We start from the raw sequence: 17,989 nt of genomic DNA, 5'->3' as shown, positions 1-17,989 counted from the left end.
GGGCGGCGGGGCGAGTGGAGAGGGGCATCATATAATATGCCCGTCGGCAATCCTGAAGCGCGTGCTGGAGGGAGGCACGCCGTCGAACAGCGCATCCTCGGTTCCCGTCATCCAGACCTGCCCACCGGCCGCGCCCAAACGGTCGAACAGCGCCTGGCGGCGGGTGGGATCGAGATGCGCGGCCACCTCGTCGAGCAGCAGCACCGGGCGCCGCCCCAGCCGATCGGCGACGAGTTCGGAATGCGCGAGCACGATTGAGAGCAGAAGCGCCTTCTGCTCGCCGGTCGAGCAACGATCGGCGGGCTGGTTCTTGGCGACATGGGTGACGACAAGATCGCTGCGGTGCGGGCCGACCAGCGCCCGCCCGGCGCCGGTATCGCGCGCGCGCGAAGCCGCAAGATCGGCGGCGAACGCCGCCGCCCCGTCGATATTGCCACCGTCGAGCGCCAAGGTTGGCCGTGCGAAGATGCTGGGCGGGGCCTCGGCCAGGCGTTCGCACAGCGCCTGTACCGTATCCCGCCGCGCCTCGGCGATCGCCGCGCCGTGTTCGGCCATCTGCGCCTCGAGCGCGGTGAGCCAGGCGGCATCGGGGCGCCCCTCGGCGCCAAGCAGCTTGTTGCGGGCGCGCATCGCCGCCTCATAGCGCGCGGTATGCACCGCATGGCCGGGATTGAGCGCCAGCACCAGCCGGTCGACAAAGCGCCGCCGTCCCCCGGCACCTTCGAGGAAAAGCCGGTCCATCGCGGGGGTGAGCCAGAGGATCGACAGCCATTCGGACAATTGCGTGGCCGCCGCCGCCGCCCCGTTGATCCGCACCAGCCGCCGTTCGGGCGCCTGCGGGGTGGTGCCCGTGCCGAGATCGCCGTCCCCCAGCCGCGCCGCCACCGCAAAGCCGCCGGGACCGGTATCGCGCGCCATTTCGCTGAGCGCCGCGCGCCGCAGACCGCGGCCGGGGGCGAGCAGCGACACCGCCTCGAGCACGTTCGTCTTGCCCGCGCCGTTTTCGCCGGTGAGGATCACGAATTCGGGGCCGGGGGCGAGCACCGCATCGGCATAGGTACGAAAATCGGTAAGGGTCAGGCGCTCGATGGACACGGCCGCCTTCTAGGCCGGGGAAGTTCTGGGCGCGAATGGATTTTTCGCGCGTGGTGAACGATCATACCCCCATAAGCGATTGCTTGCCCAAGCGCCGCTCGATCCTCTAAGGCGGCGACCATGACAGCACCGCGCCCCAAGGACTGGATCAAGGGCATCGCACCCTATGTTCCCGGTCGTTCCACCACCGCTGACGGCCGCAAGGTCGCCAAGCTTTCGTCGAACGAAAATCCGCTTGGCACCAGCCAGCATGCGGAGGCAGCCTTCGCGGCCGGGGGCGCCAATCTGTCGCGCTATCCCGATGCCAGTGCCGCAGCGCTGCGCGAAGCGATCGCCGCGAAATACGGTCTTGATCCCGCGCGCGTCATCTATGGCACCGGTTCGGACGAGATCCTGCACCTCGCCGCCGGCGCCTTTGCCGGCGTGGGCGATGAAGTATTGTTCGTGCGCTATGGCTTTGCGGTGTACGAAATCGCCACGCGCCGCGTGGGCGCCACCCCGGTGATCGCGCCCGACACGGACTATGCGACCGATGTCGACGCGCTGCTCGCCGCGGTCACGCCCAACACCCGCGTCGTCTTCGTCGCCAATCCCAACAACCCGACGGGCACCTATACCCCCGCCGCCGAGATCGCGCGGCTTCATGCCGGCCTTCCCGCCGACGTCCTCCTCGTGCTCGACCAGGCCTATGCCGAATATCTGGGTGCAGCCGACGACGATGGCGGGCTTGCGCTTGCGGTATCGGCGCCGAACGTGCTCGTCACGCGCACCTTTTCCAAGATTTATGGGCTTGCCGCCGAGCGGATCGGCTGGGGCTATGCCTCGGCGGAGATCATCGACGCGCTCCACCGCATCCGCGCGCCGTTCAACGTGACGACCGCCGGGCAGAACGCCGCGATCGCCGCCTTTGCCGACGATGATTTCGTGGCCGGCAGCCGCGCGCATAACGACGAATGGCTGGCCTGGTTCACCGCACAGGTGGAATCGCTGGGCAATAAGGGGCTGCGCGCGGTGCCGTCCAAGGCGAACTTCCTGCTCGTCCTGTTCGAGGGGCCGCTGACCGCGGAGGCCGCGTATAACGGGCTGATGGAGCGCGGCTATATCACGCGCTGGCTGCCGGGGCAGGGGCTTGGCCACGGGCTGCGCATCACCATCGGCACCGAGGAAGAAACCCGCGGCGTTGCAGACGCGCTGCGCGAACTGGCCGAGGCTGCCGGCTGATGCTGCCATTTTCGCGCGTTACCGTGATCGGGCTGGGCTTGATCGGATCGTCGGTCGCCCGGGCCGTGCACCAATATATGCCGACGGTGCGCGTGACCGGTTACGACGCCGATCCGGCCGTCCGTGAGCGGGCGCGCGAGATTTCGCTGTGCGACGACATTGCCGACACCGCCGGTAGCGCGGTGATCGACGCCGATCTGGCGATCCTGTGCGTACCCGTGGGCGCGATGGGCAAGGCGGGCGAGGCGATTGCCGCCGATCTGCCGGCTGATGCGATCGTGAGCGACGTCGGATCGTGCAAGGCGAGCGTGCTCGCCGCGCTCAGCGAAGCGCTTCCGAATGCGTGCATTATCCCCGCGCACCCGGTGGCGGGGACCGAGCATAGCGGCCCCGATGCCGGGTTCGCGACGCTGTTTCACCAGCGCTGGTGCATCGTCACCCCGCCCGCAGAGGCCAGCGAAACGGCCACGGTGCGCGTCGAGGAGTTCTGGCGGCGGCTGGGCGCCAATGTCGAACGAATGGACCCGCAGCACCACGATCTGGTGCTCGCGGTCACCAGCCATTTGCCGCACCTCATCGCCTATACGATCGTGGGCACGGCATCCGACCTCGAAACCGTCACCCAATCCGAAGTGATCAAATATTCGGCGGGCGGTTTTCGCGACTTCACGCGCATCGCGGCATCGGACCCGACGATGTGGCGCGACGTCTTCCTGTCCAACAAGGATGCCGTGCTCGACATGCTCCAGCGCTTCTCGGAGGATCTGAGCGCGCTGCAACGGGCGATCCGCTGGGACAAGGGCGACGAGCTGTTCGATCTGTTCTCGCGCACGCGCACGATCCGCCGCAGCATCATCGAACAGGGGCAGGACGATGCGGCCGCCGATTTCGGCCGCCATCACGACTGAAAATGCCGTGCGCTGACCGAACTCAGCCGGCCGAATTGAGCCGGTTGATTTCCGCGTGCACGCGCGCCTCGACGGTGTGGCGATCGAGCCCCGGGGCGATTTCGTCGCAAAAGTGGAAGGTGATGACGCCCGGCCGCTTCAGGAAGGTACGGCGCGGCGAGACGAGCCCGCTGTCGAGCGCGACGGGGACGACGGGCAGCCCGATCTGACGGTAAAGCGCGGCAAAGCCCGAGCGCAGCTCCGGCCGCTCGCCATGCGGTACGCGCGTGCCTTCGGGAAAGATCACGAGCGAACGCCCTTCGGATGCCGCGGCGCGCGCCTGGCGCACCAGCTGGCGCAGCGCGGTGGCCCCGCCCTCACGGTCGATGGGGATGACGCCGTGGAGCAGCGCGACCTTCCCCCAGAGCGGAATCTGCGTCAGTTCCTTTTTAACCAGCACCGCCGGATCGCGAAACTGAATGAGCGTCTCGAGCGTCTCGAACATCGATTCATGCTTGATCGCGAACAGCACCGGATGATCGGGAACGGTACCGACGATGCGGACGCGAATACCGAGGAACACCGCCGCGCACCAGCGGTGAAACGCCGCCCAACCGCGCGCAATGCTGCGCAGCATCGCTACGCTGAACGGCGCCACGGCGAGCGCCGAGAGCACATAGACCAGCGTCCCCGGATAGAAGATCAGCGCAAACAGCAGCGAACGAACTAAAATCATCACAATCCTACGGCTGCGCCGGCATGGCTGAGCAGATATTTATGATATTCCCGGAACAATACCGAGAAACTGGCCTGGCTGCGAACGGCATCGGGGACGATGACCACCTTGCCGCGCACGGCCCGGCTCAGTTCATAGCGTGCGCGACGCATATGCCAATCGGTTGTGACGAGCCGCACGCTTTTATACCCGCGGCGCTTGAGCCAATTTGCGGTTTCCTGCGCGTTCGAGCGGGTATCGACCGCCTGGCGGCCAAGATCGACGCAGCATTCGAGGCGTTCGACGGGGATGCCGAGCGTATGCGCCAGTTCCTTGCGCTTCACGCTGCGGTTGACGCCCGAGATCAGCAGTCTTTTGGCTTCGTTGCGTTCGATCACCTCAAGCCCGCGCTCGATCCGCCCCGGCCCGCCGGTGAGCGCGGTGACGCCATCGGTGACAACATCGCCCGCCGGACGCGGCAGGAAGACGACGAACGCCGCAAAGCCCAGCGCCCAGATCAAAGGGACAATCGAGAACAGGCGCTTGATCACAACATTTTCCGCAAGGATTTGATGACCGTGACGCGCGCGGCAAAGGTTGCCAGAAGCGCGCCCGCAAAGGGAAGCGCGAGGATAAGCGCGCGGTCGATCCCCGACAAGCTGACCGCGCCCAGCATGTCCGATCCCATCGCCTGCACCCTGTCCCCCAGCAACAGGATGACGGCATAGGCCGCGATCAGCCCGACAAGCCCGCCGAACAGCGCATCGAGCGCGATGCGGCGCTGGAACAGATGGGTGATCTGGAGATCGGTCGCCCCCATCAGGTGGAGCACGTCGATCGTTTCGCGGTGCGTGTTGAGCGCGGCGCGCGCGGAGAGCACCACGATCGAGGCGGTGGCCGCCGCCATCAGCCCGACCAGCGCCGCCGCAAGCCATTGCAGCGAGCCGATGAGCGCGATGATCGGTTCAAGCCAGCGGGCATGGCGATCGATCCGCGCGGTGGGGGCCACCTTGCGCACCGCCTGCTCAACCGCCTCGACGCGCTTGTCGTCGCCGTCGCGCAGGCTGACATCGATGAGCGCGGGGACGGGCAGGTCTTCGCCCAAAAGCCCCGCTTCGCCCAGCCAGGGCTCGAGCAGCGCAGCCATCTCGGCCTCGCCCACGCGGCGCAGCGCGGTGACATCGGCCTGCCCGCGCAGCACGCGTTCCACCGCCTGCGCCTGCGCATCGCGGATATCGGGATTGGCCTCGACGATCTGGACGGTGAGTTTGCCCGACAGATCATTGCCGATCGTGCGCGCCGCCGCGCCAAGGCCAAGCCCCGTGGCGGCCGCGAGTGCGGTCAGGAACATCATGATCGCAATCACCCAGGGCATCGGCCCCGCCAGCCGCCCTTCGGGCAGCAGGCGCCGATCGGCGCGGCTGGAGATGAGGCCGAAGCTCATGCCGGCGTTCCCGCTTCCAACCGGAGCGCATGGCGCAACTCATCGGTGGGGTCGGTCACGCGGCCTCGATCGAGCCGCATCAAGGCCGCGCGCGGCACGCGGTTGAGGAGATGGATATCGTGCGTCGCGACAACGATGGTGGTGCCGAGCTTGTTCAGCCCGTCGAACAGATGGAGCAGCCGCTCGGCCATTTCAGGATCGACATTGCCCGTCGGCTCGTCGGCCACGAGCAGATCGGGCCGCCCGATCACCGCACGCGCGATCGCCACGCGCTGCTGTTCGCCGCCCGAAAGCGTCGCGGGGCGGGCGGAGGCGCGGTCGGACAGGCCGACCCAGGCGAGCATCTCGTTGACCGGCGCCTCGATCTCGCGCTCGCTCTGCCCCATGACGCGGAGCGGCAGCGCAATATTGTCGAAGGCAGAAAGATGCGGGACCAGCCGGAAATCCTGAAACACCACGCCGATGCGCCGCCGCATCGCGGGCAGCTTTTCGCGGGGGAGGGTAACGACATCCTCACCGAACAGGCGGATAAGCCCGCGGCTGGGGCGCTGCGCCAGATACAGAAGCCGGAGCAGCGAGGTCTTGCCCGCGCCCGACGGCCCCGTAAGCACGCAAAACGCGCCCTCGGGGAGCGAAAAGCTCAGATCCGAGAGCGTTTCGGCGCCTGTGCCATAGCGCAGGCCGACATTTTCGAACTGCACAATGCTCGTCATCGCTGACCGCTGACACTCCTTTGCCCGGCGTTGCCATCGCACAGAGCCGCGCGCCGCGTAAAGCGACTTGTGCCGTCAAATACAGCCCTTACCGCCGAGAGGCTTGCAACTTGAATCGGCTGCGTGTTTACAGTTCGATCCGAAACATGGGGTTTTCCAAATCAGATGATCCTGACCTGCCCAGAGTGCGGGACACGCTATACGGTCCCCGATACGGCGATCGGCGCGGATGGCCGCACGGTCCGTTGCGCCTCGTGCAAGCATAGCTGGTTCGAACCCGCCCCGGATGCCGAGGCGGCCGCCGAAACGCCCATAGCAACGGCACAGCCCGCCGCCGATCCGATTCCGGCCGCCGCCGCCGAACCCGCGCGCGCGGCGACGCTGGCCGCCGAACCGGTGGCCGAGCCCACCGCAGAAACGGGTTTCGATCCCTATGCGCATCAGCCGCCTTTCAAGCCGAAGAAGAATCCGGCGCGGCGCTGGACCTTTGCCGCGGCGGGGGCGGGGCTGCTGATGGTCGCCGGTTTCGGCGCAGTGCAATATTTCGGCACGCCGGGCACGGCGGCATGGCTGGGCGTGAAATCGGCGCAGGTGGAAATTCCGCTGCTGCTGGAGGTGCCGCGCAAGCCCGAACGCCGCCTGCAGCCGAGCGGGAACGAACTGTTCGCGGTGTCGGGCCGAATCATCAATCCGACCGACGAAGCCCAGATCGTGCCCGACATCATCGCCGAATTGCGCGATACATCGGGGCGTGTCGTCTATGGCTGGCGGATCGTTCCGTCGGTGCGCAAGCTCGCGCCCAAGGAATCAACCGCGTTCGACAGCGCCGAGATGGACGTGCCCAAGAGCGCCAAGGAACTCAATCTCAGCTTTTCCGGTGCGGGCCTGAAATAATCGCAGGCCCAAAACCCCCATGTTTCGGGGATTTTAACAAAAAATCGCAGAAAAATGCGATTTTCCCGCGTGAAGGGGCTTCCCAACCCCGAAACCCCCTGCTAGAGGCACGCGCCTTACCAGACGCCGGTTTCTTCCGGCGGAAAGATCAGTGCGGTCGTGGCGGAACTGGTAGACGCGCAACGTTGAGGTCGTTGTGGGCGAAAGCCCGTGGAAGTTCGAGTCTTCTCGACCGCACCATCTTCTCTCTGAAATAAATATCCCTCCCCCTCACGGGGAAAACCGTGGCCTGGCGCACGCGCGCAAAAGTCGGCTGGCACGACTATGGAACAGTGCGCGCCCTTTCCGGGTTGATAGCGGACATGCGTGCGCGCGATCGGGCCGAGGGGGCGCCCCACCGTCCACGCCGGGCTTTCCGTATGCAGAATGCACGGGGAGGAGAGAAACGGCATGCCGACCAATGCCCGCAGTTTCGACGCGCCCACCCCGCATATCAACGCCATTGCCACCGCGATTCCCGATCGCGACATCCACCAATTGTTCATCGACTGGGCCGAGGCACGGCTGCCCGCCAGCGAACGTGCGATTTTTCGGCGGATGACGGCGCGTTCGGGAATCGCGCATCGCTGGTCGATCCTCGACGAACCACCCACCGGCCCCGAGGGGCTTTATGGCGGCCCCGACCAGCCGCCGACCTCAAGGCGCATGGCGCTTTATACCGAAGCGGCGCCGATTCTGGCGGGCAGGGCGATCGCCGGTCTTGCCTTCGATCCGGGCCGCATCACCCATCTCGTCCTCGCCAGCTGCACCGGGTTCAGCGCGCCGGGGATCGACCAGATAGTGGCGCAGCAGATCGGGCTCTCTCCGCATGTCGAAAGGCTGCTCGTCGGCTTCATGGGCTGTTATGCCGCCGTCGCCGCGCTGCGTAGCGCGCGCCATATCGTGCGCTCCGACCCAGAGGCGCAGGTGCTGGTGATCACGGTCGAGCTGTCGTCGCTCCACCTGACGCCTGAAAACCGGCTGGAAGCGCTGCTCGCCATGCTCCAGTTCGGAGACGGCGCGGCCGCCGCGCTCGTATCCGCACGGCCCGAGGGGCTGGCGATGGAGGGCTGCTTTGCCACGACGATTCCCGATTCCGGCGATCTCATCCGCTGGACGATCGGCGATCATGGTTTTCTCATGCACCTGTCGGGCGCGGTGCCCGGCCAGATCGGCACGGCGCTTGCCCAGCCCCAGGTCCGCGCGCTGATGACCGGCGGCCGCGCACTCGCGGCGATCACGCACTGGGCGGTGCATGCGGGCGGGCGTTCGGTGCTCGATGCGGTCGAGCACGGGCTCGACCTGTCGGCTGGCGCGCTCGATGATTCGCGCGCGGTGCTGCGCGCCTGCGGCAACATGTCGTCCTCGACGCTGATGTTCGTGCTCGCACGCATGCTCGCCGACGGGATACACGGCCCGGGCATCGCGCTCGCCTTCGGCCCCGGGCTGGCGGCGGAAGGCTTTCGCTTCGGACCACCGCGATGAAGAGCCTCGCCCTCCGCGCGCTCGAAGAAGAGCGGATGGACGCGCCCGACCTCGATCCGGCGGTCTATGCGCAGGTTCTGGGCGACCTCACCAAGGTGAACCGCGCCACGCTCGCCCAGCGCCCGACTCTGAGCTTTCTGAACCGCGCGCTCGCCGGGCGGACACGGGCGACGATCCTCGATGTCGGCTTTGGCGACGGCGATATGCTGCGCACCATCGATCGCTGGGCCAAAAGGCGTGGGATTGCCACCCGGCTGGTCGGGATCGATCTCAACCCATCGAGCGCCCCCACCGCACGCGCGCACAGCCCGCCAGATTGCGCGATCGACTGGCGCACCGGCGATTATGCCGAGCTGAGGGGAGAAGGGTTCGACATCATCCTCTCAAGCCTGGTCGCGCATCATATGCGCCACGGCGAGCTCATCGCCTTTCTGCGCTTCATGATGGCCGAGGCGCGGGTCGGCTGGCTGATCAACGACCTCCACCGCCACCGGCTGTCCGCATTGGGCTTTCCGATTCTGGCGCGCGCGATGCACTGGCACGAGATCGTCCGTCATGACGGCAGTCTGTCGATCCGGCGCGCTTACCGCCCGCACGAATGGCCGCCGATTCTGGCGGAAGCGGGGATTGCCCCCGGCGATACGCGAATCTTCCGCGCCTTTCCCTTCCGGTTGTGCGTCGAACGGATCGCCTGATTCTGGGCGGCGGCCCGGCGGGCGCGGCGGCGGCGATCGGCTTCGCGCGCGCGGGGCTCCCGGCACTGATGCTCGAACGCCAACGCGACGACGGCGATGCGCTGTGCGGCGGTTTCCTGAGCTGGCGCACCTGCGCAACGCTGGAGGCGATTGGGCTGGCGCGCGTCGAGTTGGGCGGCCATGCGATCGACACGCTGCGGCTGTTCGCCGGCACGCACAGCGGAGAAGTGCGGCTGCCCGCGCCCGCCACCGGGCTATCGCGGCGCCGGCTTGATCGATTGCTGCGCAGCATAGCCGAACATGGCGGCGCAGCAATTGAGCGCGGCGTGGCGGTAACCCACGCCGAACCGGGGCGGGTTGAGGCCGCTGACGGCGCGACCATCACCTGCGAAAGCCTGTTTCTCGCGACCGGCAAGCATGACTGTCGCGGGCTGCCGCGCGGCGCGCCCGCCGAGCCCGACCCGATGCTGGGGCTGCGCCTGCGGCTCGCGCCGCACCCGGCGCTGACGCAGATGCTGCGGTCGGCAATCGAACTGCACCTGTTTGCCGGGGGCTATGCCGGGCTGGTGCTGCAGGAGGATGGCAGCGGCAATCTTTGCATGGCGGTGCGCAAATCGCGGCTGAAGGCGGCGGGGAGGCATCCCTGGGCGCTGCTGAAGGTGCTGGCCGGTGATTCGCCCGCGCTGGGCGATCGCATCGCCCATGCCGCACCCGATGCGCCGATCGATGCCATCGTCGCCATCCCCTATGGCTGGCGTGCGGCGATAACGGTGCCGGGAGTGTTTCGGCTGGGCGATCAGGCGGCGGTCATCCCCTCGCTCGCGGGGGAGGGGATCGGCATCGCGCTGCTGAGCGGGTTGATGGCGGCACGACGTCATAGCGCGGGAGGCGCCCCGGCCGCGCGCGCTTTTCAGGCCGACATGGCACGGGCAAGCAGGGGGCCGCTGGCGGTGGCGGGGCTGGTGGCAACGGCGGCCGGCAGCGCTTCGCTCCGCCCGCTGCTGCCACCGCTGATCGCGCATGTCCCCGGCGCCGCCGCGCTGATCGCCCGGTTGACCCGGATCGGCGAAAGCGCGCGCCCGCGCTATTGACCGGCGCGCGCATCCGCATCAGATTTGGGCGATGAACCGGCTCGATCTTTCCGAAGAAGAATGGCGCAAGCGCCTTTCCCCCGTGCAATATCACGTCCTGCGCGAGGCGGGGACAGAGCGGGCGTTCAGCGGCCTGCTGACCGACAACAAGGCGCCGGGTCTTTATCGCTGCGCGGGATGCGGCGCCGAGCTTTTCCGATCGGACGAGAAATATGAATCCGGTTCGGGCTGGCCCAGCTTCTTTGCCCCCGCCAGCGCGGATGCCGTGACCGAACATGCCGATGCCAGCCATGGCATGCGCCGCGTCGAGGTGCGCTGCACCAAATGCGACGGACATCTGGGCCATGTTTTCCCCGACGGCCCCAATCCGACGGGCCTGCGTTATTGCATGAACAGCGTCGCGCTCGACTTTCAGGGGCAGCGCCACGACGATTAACGCGCCGTTCACGCCAGATCGGCTTGGCAGTGCGTATATTTCCCCGTAAATCATCGCACCACAAATGGCAGCCAAACCTCCCCGTGCATCGACGCGCATCAAGCGCTTTCTCGTAAAATCCGCAAAGCTTGCGTTTTTCGCCGGCATCGCGGCGCTGATCGCGCTCGTCATCGCGGTCGGCATCGCCATGTCGAGCATGCCAGGATTCAGCGAACTGAAGCGCGATCCCAATGGACAGATGATCCAGGTGCGCGCGGCAGACGGTTCGGTACTCGTCTCGCTCGGCCCCAGCTACGGCGAATGGCTGTCCTATGACGAGATTCCGCAGGTAATGACCGATGCGATGGTGGCGGTGGAAGACCGCCGCTTCCGCATGCATCCCGGCGTCGACCCCATCGGCATTTCGCGCTCGCTGATCGTGCGCGTGCAACGCGGCCGCTGGGCGCAGGGCGGATCGACGATCACCCAGCAGCTGGCGCGCAACATCTTCCTGAACAACAACAAGGATTTCGGGCGGAAATTCCGCGAGATGATCCTCGCGCTCGCAATGGAGCGCAAGTTCACCAAGGACCAGATCCTCGAGCTGTACCTGAACAAGGTCTATTTCGGCGGCGGCGCCTACGGAATCGACGCGGCGAGCCGCAAATTCTTCGGTCATGACGCCAAGTCGCTTTCGCTGGCCGAAGCCGCGGTGATCGCGGGGCTGGTCAAGGCGCCCTCCAACTATTCGCCCACCGCCGATGCCGAGGCCGCGATCGGCCGCGCCGGCGTGGTGCTGCAGGTGATGCAGGATGCCGGCGTCATCTCGCCGAGCGAGGCCGCCGAGGCGCGCCCCGAAGACATCAAGCTCGCCCCCGAACCACCGCAGAACAGCGTGCGTTATTTCACCGACTGGGCGCTGCCGCAGCTCGAAACATTGATCGAGGAAAGCGAACGCCCGATCGTGGTGTGGACCACGCTCGACCCCAGCATGCAGCGCGCCGCCGACGCGGCGATTCGCGCGAACACCCCCGCCGGGCTGCAGGGCGCGCTCGTCTCGCTCGACCGCGACGGCGCGGTGCGCGCGATGGTGGGCGGCAAGGACTATGTCTCGTCGATCTACAACCGCGCGACGCAGGCGCAGCGCCAGCCGGGCTCGGCGTTCAAGCTGTTCGTCTATCTCGCCGCGCTCGAGGCGGGGCATACGCCCAACGACACCGTGGTCGACGAAGCGGTGACGATCGGCGGCTGGTCGCCGCGCAACAGCTCGCGCCGCTTCTCGGGCGAGATGACGATCCGCACCGCCTTCACCTATTCGATCAACACCGTGGCGGCGAAGCTGGGGCAGGAGGTCGGCTTTTCGACCGTGTCCGACATGGCGCGCCGTTTCGGGATCACCACCCCGCTCAACAACCATCCCTCGATCGTGCTCGGCACCGCCGATGTCCGCCTGATCGATATGACGCGCGCCTATGCCTCGGTCGCGGCCAAGGGCATCGCCATCGTCCCCTACGGCATCACCAAGGTGACCGCCGATAATGGCGAGATCCTCTACCAGCACCAGACCGACGATTCGCGCGTGCTGGTGGCGCCCTGGGTCGCCGCGCAGATGACCGACCTGCTGCAGACCGCGGTGAGCGCGGGCACCGGCCGCGCCGCGCAGATCGGCCGCCCGGTCGCGGGCAAGACGGGGACGACCAGTTCGAACAAGGATGGCTGGTTCCTCGGTTTCTCGAGCGGGCTGACCACTGGCGTATGGATGGGCCGCGACGACGCCAAGGCGGTGGGGTCGCTGCAGGGCGGGGCCGCCCCCGCGCGCGCCTTTGCCAGCTTCATGCAGATCGCGGTCGCCAAACGCCCGATCGAGAATTTCGAAACCGAGGTGACGCTGCCCGAATGGGAGCTGGAGCCCGATGACGAGGCCTATTACGGCGCGCCCGACGAAGGCGTGTTCGTCGACGAGCACGGCAATCCCGTCCCCGGCGCGGAAAATCCCGAGATTCAGGGCGCAATGCCGCAGGACGGCGAGGACATGCAGGCCCCGCCCAAGCTCGACCAGCAATGGATCGACGATGTTCTGGGCCGCGAACGCCCCCCGCAGCGCCCGGCAACGCCGCGCCAGCCGCAGCAGGAACGCCAGCCCGCCAGCCCGCCGTCAGGCCAGCGCAATCAGCCGCAAAACCTGCTTCAGGACGTTTCCCGCCCCACCCAGTGAAGCGCGCTGCCATGCGCGCGCAGCCATGCGCGCGCCTCGTCAGGATCGCCGCCGTATAATTTTGCCGCCAGCGCATGAAAGGCGGGGCTGTGATCCATATGGACGCGGTGCGCGACCTCATGCGCGACGGTGGAGCGCCGGACATAGACGGGCGCCATCACCAGCCGCCAGCTATAGCGGATATCGCCGTTCGCCGAGCAGCTGCCCCAGCGCGCGCGCGGATCGGCAACGCTGACCCGGCCAATGCTGACCCCGGCCTTGGCGGCGATCTCGTGCGTCTCGCGCGTCATCCGCTCGAGCGCCTGTTTTCTGGCCCATCCGAGCACGCGTGACGTCACGGCGTCGAGCGGCCCGCCAAAGACCAGCCGGTCGTCTTCATGGCGAACGGTGCGGGTGAGCCCTTCGCACCAGTCGACGATCAGGTCGCGCCCCTCGAAGGGAAAGGGCCCGCCCGGATAGATCGGGCGCGGCACCGGAATGCGCGACAGCGCATCCTCCACCCAGCGATGCTGCCCCTCGGCCCAGGCAAGCGCGGCGCGCAGGCTGTGGCGGGGCGGCAGGGAGAGGGTGATCGCCCCGGTGCGGGGATCGACCGTCAGCCGAACCGAACGCGCCCCCGGCCGTCGGCGGATCTGGAGCGGGCGCTCGCGCCCCGCCGGGCCGAAGGAGAGTTCAGAGGGGCCTGTCGACAATATGGAGTTCCAGATCGCCGGCATCGACCTCGGAAATCGTCCAGCCGCGCACCGAAATCCCGGCGCGGTGGACGCTTTCGGGATCGCCGCTCACCAGCGGATGCCAGTCGGGCAGAGGCTTGCCCTCATCGATAAGACGGTAGGCGCAGCTGTCGGGCAGCCAGTCGATCTCGCGCAGCAGCTTGGGGGTAAGGCGCACGCATTCGGGAACAAAGGCGCGGCGATGGCGATAATTGGTGCACTGCCCGCTATGCCGATCGAGCAGCTTGCACGCGACATTGGTGGGCAGAAGTTCTCCGGTTTCCTCGTCCTCGAGCTTGTGGATGCAGCATTTGCCGCAGCCGTCGCACAGGCTTTCCCATTCCGCCCGGTCCATCTGTTCCAGCGTCTTGGTTTCCCAGAAAGCTTTCGTCACCGCACCCATTGGCTCAATACCGCAGCAATTTCCTGAGGCGTGCCATCGAGCGGCACCAGCGCCACCGGGCCGCCATCAGGGCCCATGAGATAGGTCTGCCGGCTGTGATCGACAAGATAGGCCTTGGGGTCCGTCTCGGCGCCCGCCTTGCGGAAATAGACCGCATAATCCTTGGCCACCGCGGCGATCGCATCGGGCGTGCCGGTGAGGCCGATCAGGCGCGGGTGGAAATTGCCGATGAACTGCTTGAGCACTTCGGGCGTGTCGCGCTCGGGATCGACGCTGATGAAGATCGGCTGGACCTTGGCGGCGAGCGCGGGCTGTTCCTTCTCGAACAGCTTGAAGCCCTGCATGATCTTCTGGACATCGACCGGGCAGACATCGGGGCAGAAGGTATAACCGAAATAGATGATGCGGTATTGGCCCGCAAAATCCTTGTCGGTCACGGTCTTGCCGTCCTGATCGGTCAGCGAAAACGGTCCGCCGATCCGCGCGCCGGCAAGCGGCGCCTCGGACAGCGGCGCATCGCCGGGGGCGGGATTGCAGCCGGCCAGCGTCATCAGCGCGGCCAGGCCAAGGGCGAGGGGACGATTGAAAACGTTCATGGCGGGTCTAGCCATGCTTTGCTATTGGCTGGAGCGCAAGACAACAGGAACGCAAACGCGATGGAATTTCCGAAACGCCCCGCCCGAATGATGATTGCCGCGCTGCTGGCGACCACCATTCTGCCGACGACCGCGCAGGCCCAGTTTTCCGACAGTTATAGTTTCCTGAAGGCGGCGCGCGACGCGGATGGCACCAAGGCGACCGAGCTTCTGGGGGAACCCGGCAGCACGATTGTCGACACCAAGGACCAGAAAACCGGCGAAACCGCGCTCCACATCGTCACCCAGCGCCGCGATCTCGGCTGGATGGGTTTCCTGATCGGCAAGGGCGCCAAGGTCGACCTTACCGACAAGCAGGGCAATACCCCACTGATGGTTGCGTCGCAGCTCGGCTTTTTCGAGGGCGCGCAGTTGCTCGTCGGCCGCAAGGCGCGCGTCGATGCGGCGAACGCCCAGGGCGAAACCCCGCTTATCCGCGCGGTCCAGAACCGCGATGTGCGGACCGTCCGCCTGCTGCTGACTGCCGGCGCCAATCCCGATCGGGCCGATACGCTCGCGGGCATGTCCGCGCGCGACTATGCCAAGCGCGACCCACGCGCGACCGCGGTGCTCAAGCTGATCGAGGAACAGGGCAAGACGCGTTCCGAAGGGATGATGGGCCCCAAATAAGCCCCTCAGCGATCGAGGGGCCTATTGCTCCTCGATCCGCGCCAGATCGCCGTCCTGCAAGCTCAGCAGCCGCGACGCCGCCCGCCGGGCAAAGCGCAGCGTTTCCGCCTTACGCCGTGCCCCGGCCAGCGACACCGTCGCCGCCTCGCGCAGGATCGCCCCCGAATAACGATCCGCAACGATCACGCCGGTGCGCTCTGGCTGGAAAAAGGCGCCGTCGAGCGGCGCGGCATCGAAGCCCGGCGGCACCGCCCAGAAAAAACGATCGCAATAATCGAGATAATCGGGCCATTTCATGTCGCCCAGAAGATCGCCGCGCGCGACCTTGATCTCGACGATCGTGATCCGCCCGGATGCATCGAGCGCCATCACATCGGCGCGCCGGCCATTGCCAAGCGGCACCTCGACCAATGCGGTCATGTCATGCGCAAGGAACAGCCGCGCCACGCCGCGTGCGACGTCGGTTGCCACGGCCTTTTCCAGAATCGATCCCGCATCCATGCACGGCACCATAGAACGTAACAGGAACATGGAAAAGGGGGCGAAGCATCATGGCCTCGCCCCCTTTTTCAATCTCGTGCCGTTGGCGCGGAAATCAACGATAGAAAATGTGATTACCGATCGTTGCGACGCGCTTCAGCTTCCAGCGCGGCGAAACGCGCGTGGCGTGGAAGAACAGCGCATCGGACGCTGCCGTGTCCCAGCGTTCCTGCATCGCGACACGGGCGACCGCAACCGATTGGTGCCAGGCCGAGCTGTCACGGTTGATCGCGGGCATCTTGCCGCCGCGCACAAACGAGAACTGGCTGGGCTGATAGACCACACCGCAGATGCTGGTCGGGAAGCGGCCGGATTCGGCACGGTTCAGGATCACTTCGGCCACGGCGTGCTGGCCTTCGAGCGATTCCGCCTTGGATTCGAAATAGATCGCACCGGCAAGGCATTCCTCATCCTTGCTGAGCGCGGTTTCGGTGTTCTGGGCATCGACCAGTGCGCGCAGCGAAACGGGCTTGGTGTCGGGCTCTACCGCCTCGGGTGCAGCCGGAGCCGCAGCATCTTCGAGAACGGGAACCTGCTGCACGACGGGTGCGTTAATGATCGCAGGATCGGAAATTACGGTTTCGCTGGTCGGGTTGGTAACCGATGCCGAAGCGAAAGCGACTGACGGAACGGCTTCGACGGCCGCCGCAAACACGCAAAGGGAAATCGCCGCGGAACCCGCAGCGCGCAAAATCGGACTCATCAACTCAAGGCGATGTGCGGTTGACTGATCGAACTAGGATGCCCCCAAATTCTGGCATTCCCTGATCGCCCCCCGACTGCGTTGCCGGACTTCCCAACTTACGGGAACACGGCCTGACGCGTGGCGTTGGACGCCCAAATGTTCGCAGACGCGTTTCGAGTCAACCCTGAGCGATTGTTTCAGCGGCGAACCGTTCGGCGTGAGCGATATCCAGTTCAACCAGCCACAGGTCGGGGTCACGCGATCGGCGGCGGTCGATATAGGCGGCGAGAGCCTCTGAATCGTCAATGTTTTCGGGGCCGCATGCCGTCCAGACATAGCCTCGATCGAAATCGAGCGTGCGTTCGAGCAGCTTTTGGGGGACGCCGCGTTCGGCGCAGAGCAGCAGGATCGCGCCCGCTTCGGCATCGCCGCGTGCCAGGATCGCGCCGTGCCCACCCTCGATTTCGACGCGGCGGACGAGCGCCGATACAAGAAACTTGCTGGTAAGCCGCGGCGTCACGCGCGCGGCGATGCCACAGTCGGCGTGGTGGAATAGCCGGGAAGCGAGGCGAGCGGGATGCGCGAGCGCATGAAGGTGCCCGTCCCGCGCGCGCATTCCTCGCCTTCGGCATCGATCAGCCGCGCTTCGGCCACGTAAACACGCCGCTTGCCGCTGATCCAGCGCCCCTCGGCGATCACCGGGCCCTTTTTCATCGGGCGGGTAAAGAACAGGTTGAACGCGGTCGTCAGCAGGAAATAATCGGTGACGAGGCTGTTCGCCGCATAAAAGGCAGCGTCGTCGAGCATCTTGAAATAGCTGGTGCCGTGCACCGCGCCCGCCGCGTGATGGACGCGCTCGTCGACGTCGAAATGGATCCGCGCTTCGCCGGCCGCAGGGATTTCAAGGCGCGACGGGAAAAGCAGGTTGATCGGCGCGCTCGCATAAAGCGATTCCAGCGCGCGAAAATGGGCCTGTTCGCCCTCCATCGCGCCGGGATCGCCTGCCTCAGGCAGCATCGCGCGCTTCGCTTGTCACCAGAAGCGCGAACAGCGCATCGGTCGACCCCGCGCCGCGCAGCTTGGCGAGGAACTGCTTGTCGCGCAGCGCGCGGCTGACGCGCGCCAATGCCTTCAGATGTTCAGCCCCCGCATCGGGCGGGGACAGCAGCATGAACACGATATCGACGGGCATATCGTCGATCGCCTGGAACTCGATCGCCTCATCCAGACGGACGAACACCCCGATCACCTGATTCAGGCCCTCGATCTTGCCGTGCGGAATCGCGACTCCGCCGCCGAATCCGGTCGAACCCAGTTTTTCGCGGTCGCTCAGACGCTCGACCACGGTACGCGCAGACAGGCCCACCTCGCGCTCAACGATTGCCGCGAGCTGCTGGAAAAGGGCCTTCTTACTGGTAACCGGCATCCCCGCCACAACCGTGGCGGGAACAAGTATATCACTGAAGTTGCTCAT

The 17,989-nt window shown here is 66.4% G+C and carries 22 protein-coding genes and 1 tRNA gene; 10 read left to right on the top strand and 13 right to left on the bottom strand.

Annotation, left to right across the window (positions count from 1 at the left end):
• Positions 1–27: 27 nt before the first annotated feature.
• A complete protein-coding gene (recF, locus tag QYC26_RS09140; RefSeq protein WP_317511925.1) occupies positions 28–1,095 on the bottom strand; it encodes a DNA replication/repair protein RecF in 1,068 nt (355 codons plus the stop codon).
• A 120-nt stretch (positions 1,096–1,215) separates the two neighbouring features.
• On the opposite strand from recF, the gene hisC reads away from it, so the two are divergent.
• Both hisC and QYC26_RS09130 read left to right on the top strand, forming a co-directional pair.
• Complete coding sequence (gene hisC, locus QYC26_RS09135) at positions 1,216–2,316, top strand: histidinol-phosphate transaminase (RefSeq protein ID WP_317511924.1); 1,101 nt, start codon at positions 1,216–1,218, stop codon at positions 2,314–2,316.
• Positions 2,316–3,224: a prephenate/arogenate dehydrogenase family protein gene (locus QYC26_RS09130; RefSeq protein WP_317511923.1), complete on the top strand. Its 909-nt coding sequence runs from the start codon at positions 2,316–2,318 to the stop codon at positions 3,222–3,224. Before hisC ends, QYC26_RS09130 begins: the two co-directional genes overlap by 1 nt.
• Positions 3,225–3,246: 22 nt before the next feature.
• Here the strand turns inward: QYC26_RS09130 and QYC26_RS09125 are convergent, their stop codons facing one another.
• From QYC26_RS09125 to ftsE, 4 genes are read right to left on the bottom strand one after another with little or no spacing between them, the layout of a single operon-like run.
• Positions 3,247–3,939 carry a lysophospholipid acyltransferase family protein gene (locus QYC26_RS09125; protein ID WP_317511922.1) on the bottom strand — a complete coding sequence of 231 codons (693 nt, stop codon included), beginning with the start codon at positions 3,937–3,939 and terminating at the stop codon, positions 3,247–3,249.
• The gene (locus QYC26_RS09120) at positions 3,939–4,469 is read right to left on the bottom strand and encodes a YdcF family protein (RefSeq protein WP_317511921.1); all 531 of its coding nucleotides are present in this window, start codon (positions 4,467–4,469) and stop codon (positions 3,939–3,941) included. Before QYC26_RS09120 ends, QYC26_RS09125 begins: the two co-directional genes overlap by 1 nt.
• A complete protein-coding gene (locus QYC26_RS09115; protein ID WP_317511920.1) occupies positions 4,466–5,362 on the bottom strand; it encodes a cell division protein FtsX in 897 nt (298 codons plus the stop codon). Before QYC26_RS09115 ends, QYC26_RS09120 begins: the two co-directional genes overlap by 4 nt.
• Positions 5,359–6,075, bottom strand: coding sequence for a cell division ATP-binding protein FtsE (gene ftsE / locus QYC26_RS09110; RefSeq protein WP_317511919.1), 717 nt, complete (start codon positions 6,073–6,075; stop codon positions 5,359–5,361). Before ftsE ends, QYC26_RS09115 begins: the two co-directional genes overlap by 4 nt.
• A gap of 165 nt (positions 6,076–6,240) precedes the next feature.
• Between ftsE and QYC26_RS09105 the strand changes: the two genes are divergently transcribed.
• The 7 genes from QYC26_RS09105 (at position 6,241) to QYC26_RS09075 (ending at position 12,909) form a co-directional block, all read left to right on the top strand.
• On the top strand, positions 6,241–6,969 hold the full coding sequence (locus QYC26_RS09105) for a zinc-ribbon domain-containing protein (protein WP_317511918.1): 729 nt from the start codon (positions 6,241–6,243) through the stop codon (positions 6,967–6,969).
• A 153-nt stretch (positions 6,970–7,122) separates the two neighbouring features.
• Positions 7,123–7,209, top strand: a tRNA-Leu gene (locus QYC26_RS09100).
• A 210-nt stretch (positions 7,210–7,419) separates the two neighbouring features.
• Positions 7,420–8,493 carry a type III polyketide synthase gene (locus QYC26_RS09095; RefSeq protein ID WP_317511917.1) on the top strand — a complete coding sequence of 358 codons (1,074 nt, stop codon included), beginning with the start codon at positions 7,420–7,422 and terminating at the stop codon, positions 8,491–8,493.
• A complete protein-coding gene (locus tag QYC26_RS09090) occupies positions 8,490–9,188 on the top strand; it encodes a methyltransferase domain-containing protein (protein WP_317511916.1) in 699 nt (232 codons plus the stop codon). Before QYC26_RS09095 ends, QYC26_RS09090 begins: the two co-directional genes overlap by 4 nt.
• Positions 9,167–10,279: an NAD(P)/FAD-dependent oxidoreductase gene (locus QYC26_RS09085; RefSeq protein ID WP_317511915.1), complete on the top strand. Its 1,113-nt coding sequence runs from the start codon at positions 9,167–9,169 to the stop codon at positions 10,277–10,279. Before QYC26_RS09090 ends, QYC26_RS09085 begins: the two co-directional genes overlap by 22 nt.
• A 31-nt stretch (positions 10,280–10,310) precedes the next feature.
• Positions 10,311–10,715 carry a peptide-methionine (R)-S-oxide reductase MsrB gene (gene msrB / locus QYC26_RS09080; RefSeq protein WP_317511914.1) on the top strand — a complete coding sequence of 135 codons (405 nt, stop codon included), beginning with the start codon at positions 10,311–10,313 and terminating at the stop codon, positions 10,713–10,715.
• A 64-nt stretch (positions 10,716–10,779) separates the two neighbouring features.
• Positions 10,780–12,909 carry a PBP1A family penicillin-binding protein gene (locus tag QYC26_RS09075; protein ID WP_317511913.1) on the top strand — a complete coding sequence of 710 codons (2,130 nt, stop codon included), beginning with the start codon at positions 10,780–10,782 and terminating at the stop codon, positions 12,907–12,909.
• Here the strand turns inward: QYC26_RS09075 and QYC26_RS09070 are convergent.
• Genes QYC26_RS09070 through QYC26_RS09060 form a run of 3 tightly spaced genes read right to left on the bottom strand, consistent with a single transcriptional unit; the run spans position 12,882 to position 14,636 of the window.
• Positions 12,882–13,601 carry a SprT family zinc-dependent metalloprotease gene (locus QYC26_RS09070; protein WP_317511912.1) on the bottom strand — a complete coding sequence of 240 codons (720 nt, stop codon included), beginning with the start codon at positions 13,599–13,601 and terminating at the stop codon, positions 12,882–12,884. The two genes, QYC26_RS09075 and QYC26_RS09070, sit on opposite strands and share 28 nt — an antisense overlap.
• Positions 13,582–14,025: a YcgN family cysteine cluster protein gene (locus tag QYC26_RS09065; RefSeq protein WP_317511911.1), complete on the bottom strand. Its 444-nt coding sequence runs from the start codon at positions 14,023–14,025 to the stop codon at positions 13,582–13,584. The genes QYC26_RS09070 and QYC26_RS09065 overlap by 20 nt, the downstream gene beginning before the upstream one ends.
• Positions 14,013–14,636, bottom strand: coding sequence for an SCO family protein (locus tag QYC26_RS09060; protein ID WP_411197586.1), 624 nt, complete (start codon positions 14,634–14,636; stop codon positions 14,013–14,015). Before QYC26_RS09060 ends, QYC26_RS09065 begins: the two co-directional genes overlap by 13 nt.
• 45 nt (positions 14,637–14,681) lie before the next feature.
• On the opposite strand from QYC26_RS09060, the gene QYC26_RS09055 reads away from it, so the two are divergent.
• A complete protein-coding gene (locus QYC26_RS09055; RefSeq protein ID WP_317511909.1) occupies positions 14,682–15,290 on the top strand; it encodes an ankyrin repeat domain-containing protein in 609 nt (202 codons plus the stop codon).
• A gap of 21 nt (positions 15,291–15,311) precedes the next feature.
• On the opposite strand, the gene QYC26_RS09050 is transcribed toward QYC26_RS09055, so the two are convergent.
• The 5 genes from QYC26_RS09050 to QYC26_RS09030 form a co-directional block, all read right to left on the bottom strand.
• On the bottom strand, positions 15,312–15,791 hold the full coding sequence (locus QYC26_RS09050; protein ID WP_317511908.1) for an MmcB family DNA repair protein: 480 nt from the start codon (positions 15,789–15,791) through the stop codon (positions 15,312–15,314).
• 94 nt (positions 15,792–15,885) lie between these two features.
• Positions 15,886–16,485: a cell wall hydrolase gene (locus QYC26_RS09045; RefSeq protein ID WP_317511907.1), complete on the bottom strand. Its 600-nt coding sequence runs from the start codon at positions 16,483–16,485 to the stop codon at positions 15,886–15,888.
• Between the two features lie 208 nt (positions 16,486–16,693).
• Positions 16,694–17,035, bottom strand: coding sequence for a DUF1491 family protein (locus QYC26_RS09040; protein WP_317511906.1), 342 nt, complete (start codon positions 17,033–17,035; stop codon positions 16,694–16,696).
• Positions 17,032–17,532 carry a PaaI family thioesterase gene (locus tag QYC26_RS09035; protein WP_317511905.1) on the bottom strand — a complete coding sequence of 167 codons (501 nt, stop codon included), beginning with the start codon at positions 17,530–17,532 and terminating at the stop codon, positions 17,032–17,034. Before QYC26_RS09035 ends, QYC26_RS09040 begins: the two co-directional genes overlap by 4 nt.
• Positions 17,522–17,989 (bottom strand): PTS sugar transporter subunit IIA, encoded by a 468-nt coding sequence (locus QYC26_RS09030; RefSeq protein WP_317511904.1) that lies wholly within the window; start codon positions 17,987–17,989, stop codon positions 17,522–17,524. Before QYC26_RS09030 ends, QYC26_RS09035 begins: the two co-directional genes overlap by 11 nt.

Source organism: Sphingomonas sp. C3-2, from assembly GCF_033025475.1.
Lineage (GTDB): Bacteria > Pseudomonadota > Alphaproteobacteria > Sphingomonadales > Sphingomonadaceae > Sphingobium_A.
This window is presented reverse-complemented; position numbering and strand designations above follow the sequence as displayed.